Source organism: Marinobacter shunpengi, from assembly GCF_045449715.1.
Classification (GTDB): domain Bacteria; phylum Pseudomonadota; class Gammaproteobacteria; order Pseudomonadales; family Oleiphilaceae; genus Marinobacter.
This window is the reverse complement of sequence record NZ_JBJJLA010000010.1, coordinates 121646-139139: the sequence shown is the minus strand read 5'-3', so window position 1 is coordinate 139139 and position 17494 is coordinate 121646. Positions and strand designations below refer to the sequence as shown.

Sequence of the window (17494 nt, the reverse complement as noted above, 5' to 3'; positions counted from 1 at the left end):
ATCCTGACATTTGTCAGTTTAGTGTAAACCTACCTGATTGAAATGAAAAACCGGATGAGTTCCCGCTTTAGTTCGCAGCGCCGGCACGACCATCAGATGTGCAGGCCAGCCTGATTGAACCGTTCTTTGATTAATCATCCATTGGGGGCTAATCTGACAGTTGTCAGGATGGTGGGCGATTGTCCGTCACCGCACAATGACATCAAAAACAACAATAGGACTTGGAGATAACATAATGCGATCCCGTTTCTTGCAGCCTGCCCTGCTTTCCTTCGCGGTAGCCCTTGGGTCGGTGGGTGTTGCCCATGCCGACAATGACGCCTTGCCCCGATTGCTGGTGATCGGCACCCCCGGCACCCAGACCGGCAGCTTTGCCTCCACCAACGGGTGGGCTGCGATCTTCCAGGAGCAGACTGATTCGGCTGCCCGAATCGTGCCGGAAGACAGTGAGACACAACGTTACAAGCGCCTGACGGATCGGCGGGACATGACCATGAGCTCGGTCTCCGCCGCCGAGATGCGTTTCCAGATCCAGGGGATTGATGCCTATGCCGCCACCAAGCCGGTCGCGCAGCGCCTGGTTTGGCACCACAACGACACCCCATGGGGCTTTGTGGTATCCGGTGATTCGGACCTGAACACCATTGAGGATCTGGAAGCCGATGGTATCCGGGTTGCCCAGGGGGCCTTTTCGCCGCCCATGACAACGACCGTGCGCAAGGCTATGCCTTCCTACCTCGGGCTCTCCGAGTCGGAGGCGGGGGAGACGTTCGAGTATGTCCCGGCCAGCAGCTACGTAGAGAATTGCCGTTCCGTTGTTGAGGGTAAGGCGGACGTTGCCTGGTGCTCACCGATCAGTTCCGTGCTGTCGGAGATGGAAGGCGCTCCGGGTGGCATCCGTTGGCTGGAGATGGACGTCGACAACAAGGAAAGCTGGGCTCGTTTTCTGGAGCACTCACCCATGTCCATTCCCACCACCATCAACTTCGGTGTGTCCTCGGCCAAGGGGGTGGGTGGTCTGACGTCCAACTTTGTCTACGCGGTTCCCGCCGATGCCGATGACGATTTCGCCTATGCCATGGCCAAATGGTTCCACCAGTCCTATGACGACTACAAGGGCACCCATGGCCTGGCGACCCGCATGAGCATGGACGTGTTCAGGACGTTCCTGGATCGGTCGTCCATCCCGGTACATGAAGGCACCGTGCGGTACCTGAAGGAAATCGGGGAGTGGACCGAGGAGGACGAAGCTGCCAACCAGGAAGCCATCGAGAAGATGGACCGGTGGATCAGCGCCCGAGAAGCGGCCCTCGCTGAGGCCCGGGACCAAAGGATTGTGCCGGACCCGGACAGTGAGGAGTACATGGCTATCTTCAACAAACACACCGAAGGGCTGGAAGGCTTCAGCTCGCGTCTCTGACCCGCCGACCTACGCCCGGCAGGTGGCTGTATCGCCTGTCGGGCGGACTCTCCCCGATTAACAACTTTCTCGATTAATGACTATCCCGATGGCGAACGGTCCCGTTCGTCCGCTGCCCCCCCCCGGTGATCCGGTGGCGCTACTGCCCCCGCTGGCGGAGCTTGCGGCTCCAGCGTTGCTTGGCGTAACGGCGCAGGTTGGAGACATTGTCGGTCTCATCCATGATCTCGGTGCCCAGCAGGGTTTCCAGCAGGTCCTCCAGCGTAACAATACCCAGCCAGGTGCCCAGTTCGTCGTAGACCACGGCCATGTGCTGGCGTTCCCTGAGCATTTCGGAGAACAGGTACTCTATGTTGGTGTTGGCCTTGACCCGCATGACCTGGCGCAGGTTATCCATCAATGGGGTGTTCTCGTCCAGGGTGATCAGGTCAGCCTTGTGGATATAGCCCAGGGCCTCCCAGTCTTCGTCTAGAACGGGGAAGCGAGAGAAGGGCGTGTTGCGAACTTTATGCAGGAACTCATCGAGGGTGGTGTCCGGAGTTATTGTCTTGCACACCGTGCGCGGCGTCATGACAGCGCTGACCTTGATCTCGTGGAAGCGCAGCACGTTCTGGATGATCCGTCTCTCGTCTTCATCCAGCGCCTGCTGGTCCCGGCCGATTTCCGCCAGGGCGCTGATTTCACCCCGCACATCGGTTTCTTCCTCCGTGGAGGTGAGGCGGCGGGTCACCTGCTTGGACAGCCAGACAAATGGCAGTAGGGCCTTCATCATGAAGCCGAGAATGGAAGGCAGCGCCGGTGCAATCGTCCGCCAGTACTTGGCGCCGATGGTCTTGGGAATGATTTCCGATAGTATGAGGATGGCCAGGGTCATGGCGGCGGAGGCGGCGCCCAGCCAGGCCTCACCAAACACCACGGTGACCTGGGCCCCTACGCCGGTGGCGCCCACGGTATGGGCGATGGTGTTCAGGGTCAGGATGGCCGACAGCGGATCGTCGATTTCGTCCTTGAGTTTACGCAGGCGGACAAACAGGGTGGGATGGTCCTTCCCCAGGGACGCTATATAGCTCGGGGTGATGGATAGCAGTGCAGCCTCGAGAATTGAACACAGGAATGAAAAGCCGATAGAGAGAACGGCAAAGAGAATCAGGAGTGTCATGCAGGCCCTGTCAGGAGGAAGAAAGCTGAATGGTATCGCCCTGGTACCCCGGTGTGAAGCCTTCCGGTCGATCTCTGCCAGCCTGGGTGGGGCCGGGAGAATCGGTGAAAAAATCGGTATAGTGCGAAAAACTTACACGAAGGGATGAAAAGCATGCTGTTTGCCATTCTGTTGGGTGCTGCCATTGGATACGCCTTTGGAAAGTTTCCGGGCCTGATCATCGGGGGGGCTGTCGGGGCGTTCCTGTTCAATCGCCTGAAGAGCAAGCTGGTGGGCCGTCTGCGGGACCTCCAGTCCGGTTTCGTGGAGTCGGTATTTGCCGTAATGGGGGCGGTGAGCAAGGCTGATGGTGTGGTCACCCGCAACGAGATCCAGATGGCGGAGGCCATGTTCGACCGTTTCCACCTCAATGCAACCCAGCGGGAGACGGCCAAGGCCGCCTTCAACCGGGGCAAGTCGGCGGATTTCGATCTGGACGCTGAGCTGCAGAGGTTTCGCCAGGTTTGCGGTGGTCAGCCCGCCCTGCTGCAGATGTTCCTGCAGGTGCAGGTATCGGCGGTGTCCGCCGACGGTGAGGTTCATCCGGCAGAGCACGAGATGCTGGTGCGTATCGCCCGCGGCCTGGGCCTGCCGGACAGTATGGTGGAGCAGCTTGAAGCAACCCTGAGGGGGGCCCGGGCGGGTGCATCCGGGGCTGGTAATTATTCCACTGCACAGCAGATTGACGATGCCTACAAGACCCTGGGTGTCAGTCCCTCTGTCGGCGACGCTGAACTCAAGCGCGCCTATCGCAAACTGATGAGCGAGAATCACCCGGACAAACTGGCTGGTCGCGGCTTGCCCGAGAGTATGCGGGAAATGGCCGAGGAACGGACCCGGGAGATCAGTCACGCCTACGATGTCGTCAAGCAGGCCAGGACAAAATCCGCCTGACTGTTTTAGCGCTCCTGTTCGTGCGCGTGTCGGGCCATCGACCGTGCGCATCGCGCCATGGATGGCTGGTCAATTGATCTTTCGTATATTTGAATATTCGATAAATCGAATGCTTTGAGTCCTCCCTCCTCAGGATTGGTTTGAAAATCCTCCATAATTTCATCTTGAGTAGCTGGTTTCGCCTATATATACTGAATTTCAAATATATCATGTTCCGTATATCTGGTGAGCCCAATGCAACGCCGAATCCTTTTCGTCTGTACTGCCAACAGCGCCCGATCCCTGATGGCAGAGGCCTTACTGAGAGACCTGGCCGGTGACGCTTTCGAGGTGGCCAGCGCTGGTACCCATCCCGATTCGCCGCACCCCATGGCCCTGCGGGTACTGCAGGAGGCGGGGATACCCACGGATGGGCTCAGAAGCAAGCCACTGTCCGAGGTGCAGGGCGATAAATGGGACTACGTCATCACCCTGTGCGAACGCGCCGAAAAGGAATGTGGCACCGTCTGCCCCTCCGCCCAGCAGATTGCCTGGGATTTCGCTGATCCGTCGCCGTCCGGGCGCTACTCCACCTTCGCCCTCACGCTGGGGGAGCTGCGTGAACGGCTCGCCCTGTTTGTCACCGTTCACCAGAAGGAGACAGGGGGGCAATCGCCCGGCTATGATCCGGTGACGGTCTTCAAGGCACTGGGGGATGAGAGTCGGCTGTCGATGATCCTGTTGATCAGGGCGCACCAGGAGCTGTGTGTCTGTGAGCTGACGGCGGCACTGGACGCACCCCAACCCAAGGTCAGCCGGCACCTTGCCATTCTCCGTGATGCCGGTCTTCTGGAAGGCGAGCGCCGGGGGCAGTGGATCTACTATCAATTACACAGCCGCTTGCCTCGGTGGGTGGAACGGATGATCGGTGAAGCCGCCGAGGCCAATGGCGGGCGAATCGACGAGGAAATGAAACGACTGGCGGCCATGCCGGATCGTCCCGTCAAGGCGGATTGTGCCTGATGGGGGTTTTCGAACGTTATCTCAGTCTCTGGGTGGCGCTGGCCATTGTCCTTGGTATTGTGTCCGGCACCTTTATGCCGGGTCTGTTCGAGGTGCTGGCGGGATTCACCTACGCCCATGTCAACCTGGTGGTGGCGGTGTTCATCTGGGCCATGATCTACCCGATGATGGTGCAGGTGGATTTTACCGCCATCCGCAATGTGGGTCGCAGGCCTCAGGGGTTGTTCCTGACGCTGGTGATCAACTGGCTGGTCAAGCCCTTTACCATGGCGGCGCTGGGCTGGTTGTTCTTCCGGGTCTTCTTTGCCGGCCTGGTGGATCCGGCCACGGCCAACGAGTATATCGCCGGCATGATCCTGCTGGGCGTGGCCCCCTGTACGGCCATGGTGTTCATCTGGAGTCACCTGACCCGGGGAGATTCCGGGTACACGCTGGTACAGGTGTCGGTGAACGATTTCATCATGATCTTCGCCTTTGCCCCCATCGCCGCCTTCCTGCTGGGGCTATCGTCCATCACCGTGCCCTGGCAGACCCTGTTGCTCTCCGTTTTGCTGTACGTGGTGGCGCCCCTGATCGCCGGCATAGTTACCCGGCGCTATCTCCTGCGCCGTGGTGAGCAGCGGCTGGACACCTGGCTGGCCCACAGCAAGCCGACCACGGTTCTTGGGCTGCTGGCAACCGTAACCCTGCTGTTCGGCCTGCAGGCGGATCGTATCCTGGACAATCCTCTTGCCATTGGATTAATTGCCATTCCACTGCTAATCCAGAGTTACGGCATCTTTTTCATTGCATACTTGGCTGCCCGGAAAATGCGGCTGCCCCACAACGTGGCGGCCCCGGCAGGGCTGATTGGCACCTCGAACTTCTTTGAACTGGCAGTTGCGGTGGCTATCAGCCTGTTCGGGCTGACGTCAGGGGCGGCGCTGGCCACGGTGGTTGGGGTGCTGGTGGAGGTGCCGGTCATGCTGTCGCTGGTTGCCTTTGCGAATCGCACGAGACACTGGTTTCCGGCGGCATCGGCCGCAACCTGAATCAAGGAGTACACCATGAGCAAGATCAAGGTCGGTATCAACGGATTTGGCCGCATCGGTCGCCTGGCGTTACGTGCAGCCTGGGAATGGCCGGAGCTGGAATTCGTGACGGTCAACGACCCCGGGGCGGATGTGGAAAGCCTGGCGCATCTGCTGATGTTCGACAGCGTCCATGGTCGCTGGGATCGTGATGCCACCGCGGACGGCGGCGATATGGTGATCGACGGCAAACGGGTAACAGTCACCCATAGCCGGACTATCGGCGAGACCGACTGGTCCGGCTGTGATGTGGTGATCGAGTCCAGCGGCGCCATGAAGACGCTCGACAAACTGCAGGCCTACCTGGACCAGGGGGTAGGGCGAGTGGTGGTCTCTGCGCCGGTCAAGGAAAAGGGGGTCAGGAACATTGTCCTGGGCGTAAACGATGATGTGTTCGACCCGGCGACGGACCGGATTGTCACCGCCGCATCCTGCACCACCAACTGCCTGGCGCCGGTGGTCAAGGTGATCCATGAGCAACTGGGTATCCGCCATGGCTCCATCACTACCATCCACAGCCTGACCAACACCCAGACCATTCTTGACGCGCCCCATAAGGACCTGCGGCGGGCCCGGGCCTGCGGCAGCTCGCTGATTCCCACCACCACGGGCTCTGCCACCGCAATCATCGAGATCTTCCCGGAGTTGAAAGGGCGCCTGGATGGCCATGCCGTGCGGGTGCCGCTGACCAATGCCTCGCTCACGGACTGTGTGTTCGAGGTGGAGCGGGCGACGGATCGGGATGAGGTCAACCGGCTGCTCAGGGAGGCCGCGGAAGGGGAGCTCAAAGGTATCCTCGGCTACGAGGAACGCCCGCTGGTGTCCATCGACTACAAGACAGACCCCCGGTCGTCCATTGTTGATGCCCTGTCCACCATGGTGGTTAACGGCACCCAGGTGAAACTGTACGCCTGGTATGACAACGAATGGGGATACGCCAACCGTACCGCAGAGCTGGTTCGCAAGGTGGGCAGCGCCTGATATGGATGCCGCTGTCCGACAGTACCTGGTGATTACTGGCAACTACTGGGCCTTTACGCTGACGGATGGTGCCTTGCGGATGCTGGTGGTGCTGCATTTCCACCAGTTGGGCTACTCGCCCCTGGAAATCGCCCTGCTGTTTATCTTCTACGAGTTCTTCGGGGTGGTGACCAATCTGGTGGGCGGTTACCTGGGGGCCCGCATGGGTCTCAACCGCACCATGAATCTGGGTCTGTTCCTGCAGATTGTGGCGCTGGGTATGCTGGCGGTTCCGGCCGCCGCACTCACCGTGCCCTGGGTGATGGCCGCCCAGGCCCTGTCCGGCATCGCCAAGGACCTGAACAAGATGTCCGCCAAGAGTGGCATCAAGTTGCTGGTGCCCCATGAGCAGCAGGGCAGGCTGTACCAGTGGGTGGCGATCCTCACCGGCTCCAAGAATACCCTGAAGGGTGTCGGCTTCTTCCTGGGGGGCGTGCTGCTGATGGCGGTGGGTTTCCGGGGAGCGGTCCTCATCATGGCGGCAGCGCTGGTGGTGATCTGGCTGTCCAGCCTCGTCCTGCTGGGCCAGGATCTGGGGCGGAGCAAGGCCAGGCCGAAATTCACCGATATCTTCTCCAAGAGTCGGGCTATCAACGTACTGTCCGCAGCGCGGCTGTTCCTGTTTGGTGCCCGGGATGTCTGGTTTGTGGTGGCACTACCGGTGTACCTGCACACCGTATTCGGCTGGGATTTCTGGAAGGTAGGCGGCTTTATGGCCAGTTGGGTTATCGGCTATGGCTTCATCCAGACCGTCGCCCCCCGAATCACGGGGCACGGCGAGGGCCGCCAGGCCGCCTTTGCCTGGGCCTCCCTCCTGGCGCTGGTGCCGGTTGCTATTGCCGTGGGCCTGATGGCGGACTGGTCACCGCGGGTGGTGGTCATCGGCGGGTTGCTACTGTTTGGCGTGCTGTTCGCCATCAACTCATCACTGCATAGCTACCTGATCGTCCGTTACGCCCGGGGCGATGGTGTGTCGCTGGACGTCGGCTTCTACTATATGTCGAATGCGGCCGGCCGCCTGGCAGGAACGGTACTTTCCGGCTGGGTCTATCAGGCTTATGGTCTGGAGGCCTGCCTGTGGGTGTCTGCCGGATTTGTGGCCTTGGCGGCGGGGTTGGCGCTGATGCTGCCGTCTACGGATGCGGTTGCGGTGGAGCGATCAGCAGCTGGTTGAGAGGTCAAACATAAGCGGAAGCATTACAGTCTGGATGCGGTGATTTCCGTGGGCTATCGAATCAGTTCTGCCCGTGCAACTCAGTTCCGAATATGGGCTACCCGTGTTCTACGTGAACACCTGACCCGAGGCTGGACGCTCAACCGCCAGCGCTTTGAAGAAAACGCCCAGGAACTGGAAGCGGCTTTGACCCTGGTGCGCAAGGCCGCCCAGAGCCCTGCGCTGGATGCCAGCAGTGGCAGGGGGCTGGTGGACATCGTTAGCCGCTACGCCCAGACCTTTCTTCCTCTGCAACGCTACGGCTGTGAGTCATCCAAAGGCATGGTATTCAACGATTTGCCGAATGGTCGCCAGCGAACGTCGTAGAATATTCAGTTCGACCGAACCAAGCGCGATGCGAATTGCTTGTGGGGGCTGGGCCGACGTGGCGAAGGGGGCGGCCGTTGAAACCAGAATGCCATGATCGAGAAGCTCACGCACCACCCGGTCGGCTCGGACTTCCTCCAGCAGCGGAAGCCAAAGGAAGTATGACGCTGGGTGCGAGATAACGTCCATTCCCTGAAGTGTCTCTAATGCGACCACCTGTCTTGCTGCCGCATCCTTTCTTTTGGCCGCTTCGAGTCGATTGACGGTCCCGTCCTCAACCCACCCACAGGCAATCGCAGTCATAACGCCTGGCGTATTCCAGGTTGTCGCGCGAATGGCCCGTTCAATCCGCGGGATCCACTCTCCAGGAGCTGTCACGAAACCGACGCGCAGTCCAGTCGCAACGCTTTTTGAAAAGCCTGAAACATAGACGGTTCGTTCTGGTGCCAGCGCGGCTATTGGCGGTGGTGAATGGGGCTCAAGGAAAGCGTATGGGGCATCCTCGATAAGGATCAAGTTGTGTCGTCTGGCCAGTTCGACCAACGCGTTCCGCTGCTCAATGTCCATCACCCACCCGAGTGGGTTATGCACAGTGGGCTGGGTATAAATCGCTTGGACCCGCCGCCGCTGGCAAAGCCTCTCCAACGCTTCCAGATCTGGCCCTGAGCCAAGGGTAGGAACGGCTGCCAGCTCCAGACCAAGACTGTCGGCAAGCACCTTCATTCCCGGGTAGGTCAGGGCATCGGTGGCCACGACATCGCCGGTCTTAAGTAATGACATCATTGTCGTCGTCAGACCATGCTGGGCCCCGTCGACGAGCAGAAGATTGCAGGGATCCACATGGAGGCCCCGGTCGATCAGGTGGGCTGCTACGATCTCTCTCTCATGCATTCGTCCAGCATGGGGCTGGTAGCGTAGGAAGGCGTCCAGGTCTCCTGACGTCGATAGTTGCCGTAGCGCCGTACGTAACAGTTCCGCCTGCTCTGGTAACGATGGGTAGTTGAAGTTGAGATCGACTATGTCATTGGCGGCCGCTTGTTGGTCGACGCCGAGGCCTGGTGGTAGCGAGATCTCCCGAACAAAAGTGCCACGTCCGGTTTCACCACTCACCAAACCCATAGCTTCGAGTTCTGCGTACGCTCGCGAAGCGGTAGCCAAGGCCAGTCGATGTTCGCTGGCAAGTTGGCGGTGAGTTGGTAAACGATCGCCCGGACGCAGCTCCCCGGAACGGATTCTTGTGACAAACGTGTCGACGACCTGCCTATAGCGAGCTCGGGGCATGCTGGATTGTATCCATTACAATAATTTGATTGTACTGCATATGCTGCCTACGATGCGTGGCTTCATGCAACCCGAAATGGAGGCAGTACCCCATGCACACAGTCATACTGACATTTGATGGTTTCAACGAACTCGACTCGTTGATTGCGTTTGGCATTCTCAATCGCGTTAAAAGGCCGGATTGGCGAGTCTCTATTGCATCTCCAACAGCCCGTGTTGTGTCAATGAATGGTGTGTCAGTTGAAGCACAGGCATCCCTCGTCGACGTGGGCGAGGCGGACGCGGTACTGGTCGGTAGTGGTCTCAAGACCAGGGAAGTGGTGGCGGACACAAACCTGATGTCTCAATTCAAGCTGGATCCTGAGCGACAACTGGTTGGTGCCCAGTGCTCTGGTAGCCTGGTTTTGTCGGCACTCGGGTTGTTGGAAGCCATGCCAGTCTGCACTGATTTGACGACCAAACCCTGGTTGCAGGACGCTGGAGTTGAAGTGCTTGATCAACCTTTCTTTGCCAAGGGAAATATCGCCACATCAGGTGGCTGCTTGGCCTCTCAGTATCTCGCAAGTTGGGTCATCGCCCACCTGGTCGGCATTGATGCTGCCTGCGGCGCAATGCATTATGTGGCGCCAGTTGGTGAGAAGGCTGAGTACATTGACCGGATGTCGGCCAATGTCATGCCTTATCTGGGCTAGGGGCAAGCAAAGAAAAGTGTGCCAGAAATGTGCCAGGCATAAAAAAGGCCGTCATCAACGTATTGAAATGACGGCCTTTATGTTGGTCGGGACGGCAGGATTTGAACCTGCGACCCTCTGCACCCCATGCAGATGCGCTACCAAGCTGCGCTACGCCCCGAATTGCATCCGAAAACCGTGTTCAGGAGCCGGGCTCCCGTGGCTTCCGGGCCAGGTTGGTTTCCCTCACTGGCTTAGCGGGAGCGAAGTCTACACTAGCCGTTTGGAAAAATAAACACTCTGTGGAGGCATTGTGCGGAAATCCTGCCAGTCTGGTCCGTGGCCATGACATTTGCGTAGTGACCTGTAGAATCCCATGATTATAAAAGATTTTCCTGGGGCTGATTCGGAGGCGGTTCTTGAAAATTGCACACTGGTCCATGCCGTTGCGCTATGGCGTCTTTGTCCTGAGTATTGTCGGGTTGTTGTTTACCTTGCCCCTGGCCTTCTGGTTGCCGGAGTTGCTGGTGCTGGCGCTGGTATTCCTGGCGCTGGTGATAGTGGGGGTCTGGGACCTGGTGCAGCGTCGGCGCACGGTCAGCCGCAACTATCCGATCCTGGCTCATTTCCGCTATTTTCTGGAATCCATCGGGCCTGAGATTCGCCAGTACTTTATCCAGTCGGACACCGAAGAAAGACCCTTCTCCCGGGAACAGCGAGCCCTTGTCTATCAACGTGCCAAGGATGTGCTGGACAAGCGCCCCTTCGGCTCGCAGCTGGATATGGCGGGGGAGGGGTTCGAGTGGATGGACCACTCGATCCGGCCTGTGGCTATCCAGGATTCCGATTTTCGCATCACTGTCGGGGCGCGCTGCAAGAAGCCGTACAGCGCCAGTGTGTTCAATATTTCCGCCATGAGTTTTGGTTCCCTGTCTGCCAATGCGATTCTGTCCCTCAACAAAGGCGCGCAGATGGGCGGCTTCTATCACGATACCGGGGAAGGCTCCATTTCCCGGTACCATCGGGAGCCCGGTGGTGACCTGGTATGGGAAATCGGCTCTGGTTACTTCGGGTGCCGGAATGACGATGGCACCTTCAGTGAAGAAAAATTCGTGCAGAATGCCACCCTGGATCAGGTGAAGATGATTGAGATCAAGTTGTCCCAGGGTGCCAAACCGGGCCACGGCGGGATATTGCCCGGCGCCAAGGTGACGGCGGAAATCGCAAAGGCCAGGGGGGTGCCGGTTGGCGAGGATGTGGTGTCGCCACCGGCCCATTCCGCGTTCTCGACACCGGTGGAATTGCTGGAGTTCGTCGACCGGCTGCGGGATCTGTCCGGGGGCAAGCCGGTGGGCTTCAAACTCGCCATCGGGCATCCATGGGAATGGTTTGCCATCGTCAAGGCCATGCTGGCAACCGGTCGGCATCCGGACTTTATCGTGGTGGATGGCGGAGAGGGTGGTACCGGGGCCGCCCCGCTGGAATTCATCAATCGCCTGGGCATGCCGTTGATTGAGGCGCTGCTGCTGGTCCATAACTCCCTGGTGGGGGCCAACCTTCGGGAGCATATTGCCATTGGCGCCGCCGGCAAGATCACCTCTGCCTTCAATATTGCCCGGATACTGGCGCTGGGGGCGGACTGGTGCAACGCGGCAAGGGGCTATATGTTCGCCCTGGGCTGTATCCAGGCGCTGAACTGCCACACCGGGCGCTGTCCCAGTGGTGTCGCCACCCAGGACGCCCTCAGGGGCGGCAAGCTGGATGTGGCCGACAAGAGCGTTCGGGTGGCCAATTTCCACCGCAATACCATGAATGCCCTGGCCAACCTGCTGGGGGCTGCAGGGTTGAGACACCCCTCGGAGCTGGGGCCGGAGCATATTGTCAGGCGGGTGAGCAAGACCACGGTGCACTCGTATATGGACCTGTATCCGTTTCTGGAGCCCGGCGTCCTGGTCAACGGTGGTGAGCTGCAGCACGGTGTATTCAGCAAGTACTGGGAGCTGGCGAGGTCCGACAGCTTCGATCCGCCGGAGTTCGTTATCAAGCTCAGGGAAACCAAGATTCACTAGACGGGGATCGGGCGGCTAAGGATCCCCTGTTTGGTGATACAGGTTTGTAAGGCGTAAAAGGATGATTCCCCAACCTTGTACTATGCTTAAAAACGTCACTGCGTCCCGGCGCCCATCATGGCGTGACAGGACGGGCCATGGAGCGCGATAGCGGTATAGAGGCCTGAATTATCGCAGTTCTTTGATTCTTAGAGTTCAAAACAATAAAATTACGCCGTCGTAACGCTTTGGGGCCGCCCGGTCCCGGCAAATCTACAAAGTCACAGTCTATGGGAGGCTCCACAGTGGGCGAGGTTGTCAAAGACGAGTACCAGACCGACTACGTGGCAGGCCAGGACAACATCAACAAGTTTGGCCTGGACATTCATGCTCCGGTGTTTCCCATCACAGCGATCCTGGTGGTCGTATTCGTGGTGGGCACGCTTATGTTTCCCGCTCAGGCCAAAGAGGTGCTGGACGGGACGAAACTGGCGATTATCAATAACTTCGACTGGTTCTTCATAATCAGTGCGAACATCTTCGTGGTGTTCTGTATCGCCCTGATCTTCATGCCGGTGGGCAAGATCCGACTGGGCGGACCGGATGCCAAGCCCGAGTTCTCAACCATGTCATGGTTCGCCATGCTGTTTGCCGCCGGTATGGGTATCGGCCTGATGTTCTGGGCCGTGGCCGAGCCGGTGGCCTATTACACCGACTGGTATGGCACACCGCTTAACGCGGAGCCGAATACCCCGGAAGGGGCTCGCATGGCCATGGGCGGTACCATGTACCATTGGGGCCTGCACCCCTGGGCGGTTTATGCGGTGGTCGCGCTGTCACTGGCGTTTTTTGCCTTCAACAAGGGCATGCCGCTGACCATCCGGTCTGCGTTCTTCCCGCTGCTGCGTGATCGTGTATGGGGCTGGCCGGGTCATATCATCGATATCCTGGCGGTACTGGCCACCATCTTCGGTCTGGCGACCTCCCTCGGTTTTGGCGCCCAGCAGGCAGCGTCCGGTCTGGACTACCTGTTCGGAACGTCCGCCAGTATCAACGTGCAGATGGCGATTATCACCGGGGTTACCTGTGTGGCGCTGATCTCGGTGCTGCGTGGCCTGGATGGCGGCGTCAAGATTCTCAGTAACCTGAACATGATTCTGGCGGCGATCCTGCTGTTCTTTATCATTTTCGCTGGTCCCACCATGGCCATTATCGAGTACCTGTGGATTACGTCGTCCACCTATGTGACCCAGGCGCTGCCTCTGAGTAATCCGTTCGGGCGCGAGGATGAAACCTGGTTCCATGGCTGGACCGTGTTCTACTGGGCCTGGTGGATTTCCTGGTCACCGTTCGTGGGTATGTTCATCGCGCGTGTATCCAGTGGCCGTACGGTTCGCGAATTCATCACCGCCGTGCTGATTATTCCGACTCTGATTACCGTTGTCTGGATGAGCGGCTTTGGCGGTACCGCGCTGGAGCAGATCCAGGGTGGCGTTGGCGTGCTGGCTGAGGACGGTCTGACCGATGTGTCTCTGGCGATGTTCCAGATGTTCGAGAATCTGCCCATGACCGGCATCATCTCGTTCATTGGTATCGTGCTGGTATTGGTCTTCTTCGTGACCTCATCGGATTCCGGCTCCCTGGTGATCGACAGCATCACGGCCGGTGGCAAGACCGATGCGCCGACTGCCCAGCGTGTGTTCTGGGTAGTGATGGAGGGCGCCATTGCCGCCGCGCTGATCTTCGGTGGTGGTGCCGATGCCCTTGGCGCCATCCAGGCCACGGCCATCAGTGCCGGCTTGCCGTTTACCGCTATCCTGCTGGTGATGTGCTGGGGGCTGTTCAAGGGCCTCAGTCACGAGCGCAAGCTGTTGCTGGCGGAAGGCAAGCTGTAGCGGCACTTGCCATTAACAGAAAAACCGGAGCTTCGGCTCCGGTTTTTTTGTGCCTGAAGTATGGCAGAAGGCCAGGAACGACTGGTCAGGTTACCCGGGAAGGTGGTGTAAATCCGTGGACTGTCGTAATAGTGCGGCAGACTCAGGCGCCAAAGGTGGTCATGGCGTAGGCGGCCCGTTTCTCCGGGGTAAAGTGGGGGCGTTTCAGGGATTCGATATTCTGCAGGCGTGGCAGCAACCCCTTGCCGTTGGCCATCTGGATGGTCAGGCCCGGGCGGGCATTGAGTTCCAGCAGCAAGGGGCCTTCGGTCTCGTCCAGCACCAGGTCCACGCCAATGTAGCCAAGGCCGGTGGCCTCGTAACAGCGGGCGGCCATGATCAGCATGGTGTCCCAGTCGTCGATCTGGATCTCGCTCATGGGCAGGCCGGTGTCCGGGTGAAGCAGGGTTTTCCGGTTGAACTGGACGGCATTGAGCGCCTGCCCTGTGCCAATATCCAGTCCGACCCCGACAGCGCCCTGATGGAGGTTGGCCTTGCCATCGGACGCCGAGGTGGACAGCCGTACCATGGCCATCACCGGGTAACCCTGGAACACCACGATGCGGATATCCGGCACGCCCTGGTAGGAATACTTCGATAGCAGCGCGGTCGGGCGGACCAGGTCTTCCACGATGGCGACATCCGGTTTACCGCCCAGGCTGTAGAGCCCGGCCAGGATGTTGCTAAGGTGGCGCTTGAGGTACTCCAGGGACAGATGTGCGCCCGAGGCCTTGACGTACTGCTCGCCCTCCCGACGCTGGACAACGGTAATGCCCTTGCCGCCGGACCCCTTGGATGGCTTGATGGCAAAACCTTCCAGGTCGACCGCCATGTCACTGAAATGACCGATTTCGTGCTGCTGGCGCACCACCTGACGCAATCTTGGCGTCTTGATGTCGAACTCTTCCGCCAGCAGCTTGGTTTTCAGCTTGTCGTCCACCAGCGGATAGGCTCTGCGGTCGTTATATCGGGCGATATAGGAAACGTTGCGTTCGTTCATTCCCAGGATACCGGCCTTGCGGAGCCGGAAGGGCGATATCCAGGAACTCATGAGAACTCCTTCACTGGTCGGAACCGTTTCAGTTCACTGAGCTTGTAGCCGGTGTACTGACCCATCAGCAGCACCAGTCCGAAGGTCGCCAGGTGCAGTTCGGGGAAGTTGAACGTCAGGTGACGGGCCAGCGGGGCATCCATCAGCAGGTAGGCCAGGACCGCCACAAACAGGCTGCCGGACCCCTGTATCAGCACCTCCCGGGCGCCGTCTTCCTCCCACAGGATGGACATGCGTTCAATGGTCCACGCCAGGATCACCATGGGGAAGAAGGTGACCGTCATGCCGGTGTTGAAGCCCATCTGGTAGCCGATGATGCTGATGCCGGTGGTGATGGCGATGACCAGTATGATCAGGGCCGAGATCCGGGATACCAACAGCAGGTTGAGGCTGGACAGATACCCCCGCAGCAACAGACCCACGGTAACCACCGACAGGAACGCCACCAGGCCGGGAACCAGGGAGGTCTGCACAAAGGCGACGGCAATCAGCACCGGCATGAAGGTGCCGGAGGTGCGGACGCCGATAATAATGCGCATGAAGGCCACCACCAGGGCCCCCAACGGCAACAGCAGCAGCATGCGAAACATGCCCTGTTCCTCGATGGGCAGCTCGTACAGGCTGACCAGTCCCAGCCCGTTCTGCCCACCTTCACGGGTGGCCAGCTGAAGCGCAGGAACGGTCTGTTGCAACATGGAGAAGCTGACCTGGGAGTCCTCCCCGCCCATTACATCCAGCAGTGACAAGGCATCCTGACGCCACAGCAGGACATTGTCGGGCAGACCCTGCTGTCCGGTTTCCGGGTGGAAGGTCAGCCAGCGCTCGCCATTGTGTATCTGGAGGAAGGGGCGCAGGGGCTGCAGGCGCCGGGCATCCTCCAGTTGGAGGCCATCCGCCACCCGGGCGGGAATGCCGGCATGGTTGAGCATGCGATGCAACAGGGTGACATGGTTGTCGCTGTTGAGCAGCAGGGCAATGTTCTGGTCCGGGTCGCTGGACTGCATCAGCTTGATCAGTTCCCGGGTCATGCTTTCCGGGCTGGCGGATTTGGCGGCGGCCCGCTCCAGCACTTCGGCCACTGCGGTGGCTTCCGGCTCTTCCCAGAACACGGCTTCCGGGGCCGGTGCTTCGGAGGATGGCGGGACGTGGCTGGACTCATCCGGGGTCAACTGGACGTTGAAGTACAGGGTCTGGGGGCCCTCCGCTTCGCGGATGCTCCACTCGGCCCGCAGGTCGCCGGATTCTTCAATCAGGGAGAAGCCGTAGCCGGGGGAGGCCGCCTGTTGCGATAGCACGCGGAAACCGGGTGGACTGTCCGGCACGTTCAGGCTGACCAGCACTTCCTCGCCCACGGCCTTGAAATCGATGCGGGCTTCCACCATCCACACGGGCTGCTGTTCCCCGGCCAGCCAGGGAATCCCCAACTGAACGTGTCGGGCCGTCGCCAGGGCAATGCCTCCGGCGATGAGCACGAAAATGGCGATGTAGAAGGGATAGCGGGAGTGCAGTTTCAACTCGGGGCCCTCAGTCGCGGCGAATGGCGCTGGTCAGGATGGAGCGGGGCAGCTCGGTGCTGTACTCCTTGCCCACGTCAATCAGCATCACATCCCGCAGGATATTGCGTCCGATCAACAGGGAATAGGTGAGGTGTGCCCGGTCGCTTAGGGTAAATTCGGCCTTCTGCTCATGGTCGCCGATTCGGAACTGCAGCTCCACCACGGCCCGACGCTCATAGTCTTCCTCGTTGGCCTGGATGATCCGGACATTGCGCACCACCTTGCGTTCAAGGGTTTCCAGTTCGTCGTCCTTGCCGGGAACGGGGATATCGAACCGGACCCATTCCTGGCCATCACGCTCGAACCGGCGCACATTCCGTGCATCCATGGACGAGGTTTCGGCACCGCTGTCGATGCGCGCATCGTAGACGAAGTTGGGTCCGACCAGGAACGCCTTTTCCACCTCGCCGACCACCAGCTTGCCTTTTACCCGGTCACTGGTGCCGGTGTCACGGGATTCTTCGGCGGCGCAGATGCGCTGCTTGGGGACAGGGGGGCAGGTGGGGGGCTCGACCTGTTGCCGGATGGTGTCGATGATTTCGCGGGTAGTGTCATCTTGGAGCTCTTTCAGCTCCTGAAAGTGCCGGTCACCGGTGACCTTGAGGTGGGTCAGGTCAGCCTGTTGGCTGGCGACGGCATCCTGCAACCCCTGCATCTCATAACGCTTGACGGAAACGGAGTCGGTGGCGCAGCCGGAAAGCAGCACCACCGTGGCAAGAAGGGCCGCAGCAAGCGGTTTGGATGTCGACAACATGGGATCCCTCTGACTGTCCAGGTCGCGCGGATTATACATGAACGGTCCCTCGCTC

General features: G+C 59.6%; 14 protein-coding genes, 1 tRNA gene and 1 pseudogene. 10 read left to right on the top strand and 6 right to left on the bottom strand.

The genetic code is table 11. The features are described from left to right. Positions 1-235 precede the first annotated feature (235 nt). Positions 236-1420: a TAXI family TRAP transporter solute-binding subunit gene (locus ACJO3T_RS05220; RefSeq protein WP_406962099.1), complete on the top strand. Its 1185-nt coding sequence runs from the start codon at positions 236-238 to the stop codon at positions 1418-1420. 139 nt (positions 1421-1559) lie between these two features. Here the strand turns inward: ACJO3T_RS05220 and ACJO3T_RS05215 are convergent, their stop codons facing one another. Then, positions 1560-2579 (bottom strand): CNNM domain-containing protein, encoded by a 1020-nt coding sequence (locus ACJO3T_RS05215; protein WP_406962101.1) that lies wholly within the window; start codon positions 2577-2579, stop codon positions 1560-1562. A gap of 153 nt (positions 2580-2732) precedes the next feature. On the opposite strand from ACJO3T_RS05215, the gene djlA reads away from it, so the two are divergent. The 6 genes and pseudogenes from djlA to rhuM form a co-directional block, all read left to right on the top strand. After that, complete coding sequence (gene djlA, locus ACJO3T_RS05210) at positions 2733-3512, top strand: co-chaperone DjlA (protein ID WP_406962103.1); 780 nt, start codon at positions 2733-2735, stop codon at positions 3510-3512. A gap of 234 nt (positions 3513-3746) precedes the next feature. Continuing rightward, positions 3747-4514 carry a metalloregulator ArsR/SmtB family transcription factor gene (locus ACJO3T_RS05205; RefSeq protein ID WP_406962105.1) on the top strand — a complete coding sequence of 256 codons (768 nt, stop codon included), beginning with the start codon at positions 3747-3749 and terminating at the stop codon, positions 4512-4514. Beyond that, positions 4514-5545, top strand: a complete 1032-nt coding sequence (gene arsB / locus ACJO3T_RS05200; RefSeq protein WP_406977978.1) for an ACR3 family arsenite efflux transporter — start codon at positions 4514-4516, stop codon at positions 5543-5545. The genes ACJO3T_RS05205 and arsB overlap by 1 nt, the downstream gene beginning before the upstream one ends. Before the next feature lie 15 nt (positions 5546-5560). Next, on the top strand, positions 5561-6565 hold the full coding sequence (locus ACJO3T_RS05195; protein ID WP_406977977.1) for an ArsJ-associated glyceraldehyde-3-phosphate dehydrogenase: 1005 nt from the start codon (positions 5561-5563) through the stop codon (positions 6563-6565). 1 nt (position 6566) lies between these two features. Next, entirely contained in the window at positions 6567-7778 is a 1212-nt protein-coding gene (arsJ, locus tag ACJO3T_RS05190; protein WP_406977976.1) for an organoarsenical effux MFS transporter ArsJ, read from the top strand. A gap of 12 nt (positions 7779-7790) precedes the next feature. After that, positions 7791-8078: pseudogene (gene rhuM, locus ACJO3T_RS05185) on the top strand (RhuM family protein); the annotation flags it as partial. 9 nt (positions 8079-8087) lie between these two features. Here the strand turns inward: rhuM and ACJO3T_RS05180 are convergent. Further along, complete coding sequence (locus ACJO3T_RS05180) at positions 8088-9425, bottom strand: aminotransferase-like domain-containing protein (protein ID WP_406977975.1); 1338 nt, start codon at positions 9423-9425, stop codon at positions 8088-8090. Between the two features lie 92 nt (positions 9426-9517). On the opposite strand from ACJO3T_RS05180, the gene ACJO3T_RS05175 reads away from it, so the two are divergent. After that, positions 9518-10117: a DJ-1/PfpI family protein gene (locus ACJO3T_RS05175; protein ID WP_406977974.1), complete on the top strand. Its 600-nt coding sequence runs from the start codon at positions 9518-9520 to the stop codon at positions 10115-10117. Positions 10118-10200: 83 nt separating this feature from the next. On the opposite strand, the gene ACJO3T_RS05170 is transcribed toward ACJO3T_RS05175, so the two are convergent. After that, a tRNA-Pro gene (locus ACJO3T_RS05170) sits at positions 10201-10277 on the bottom strand. Positions 10278-10536: 259 nt separating this feature from the next. Between ACJO3T_RS05170 and ACJO3T_RS05165 the strand changes: the two genes are divergently transcribed. Continuing rightward, positions 10537-12165 (top strand): FMN-binding glutamate synthase family protein, encoded by a 1629-nt coding sequence (locus ACJO3T_RS05165; RefSeq protein WP_406962379.1) that lies wholly within the window; start codon positions 10537-10539, stop codon positions 12163-12165. 284 nt (positions 12166-12449) lie between these two features. Further along, a complete protein-coding gene (locus tag ACJO3T_RS05160; RefSeq protein WP_406962117.1) occupies positions 12450-14039 on the top strand; it encodes a BCCT family transporter in 1590 nt (529 codons plus the stop codon). A gap of 142 nt (positions 14040-14181) precedes the next feature. Here ACJO3T_RS05160 and ACJO3T_RS05155 read toward each other — a convergent pair whose 3' ends face one another. The 3 genes from ACJO3T_RS05155 to ACJO3T_RS05145 are packed head-to-tail and all read right to left on the bottom strand — an operon-like array spanning position 14182 to position 17439. After that, entirely contained in the window at positions 14182-15129 is a 948-nt protein-coding gene (locus tag ACJO3T_RS05155; RefSeq protein WP_406962119.1) for an alpha-L-glutamate ligase-like protein, read from the bottom strand. Beyond that, positions 15126-16643: an inactive transglutaminase family protein gene (locus tag ACJO3T_RS05150; RefSeq protein WP_406962122.1), complete on the bottom strand. Its 1518-nt coding sequence runs from the start codon at positions 16641-16643 to the stop codon at positions 15126-15128. Before ACJO3T_RS05150 ends, ACJO3T_RS05155 begins: the two co-directional genes overlap by 4 nt. A 10-nt stretch (positions 16644-16653) precedes the next feature. Continuing rightward, the gene (locus tag ACJO3T_RS05145; protein WP_406962123.1) at positions 16654-17439 is read right to left on the bottom strand and encodes an ATP-dependent zinc protease family protein; all 786 of its coding nucleotides are present in this window, start codon (positions 17437-17439) and stop codon (positions 16654-16656) included. Positions 17440-17494: the final 55 nt, after the last annotated feature.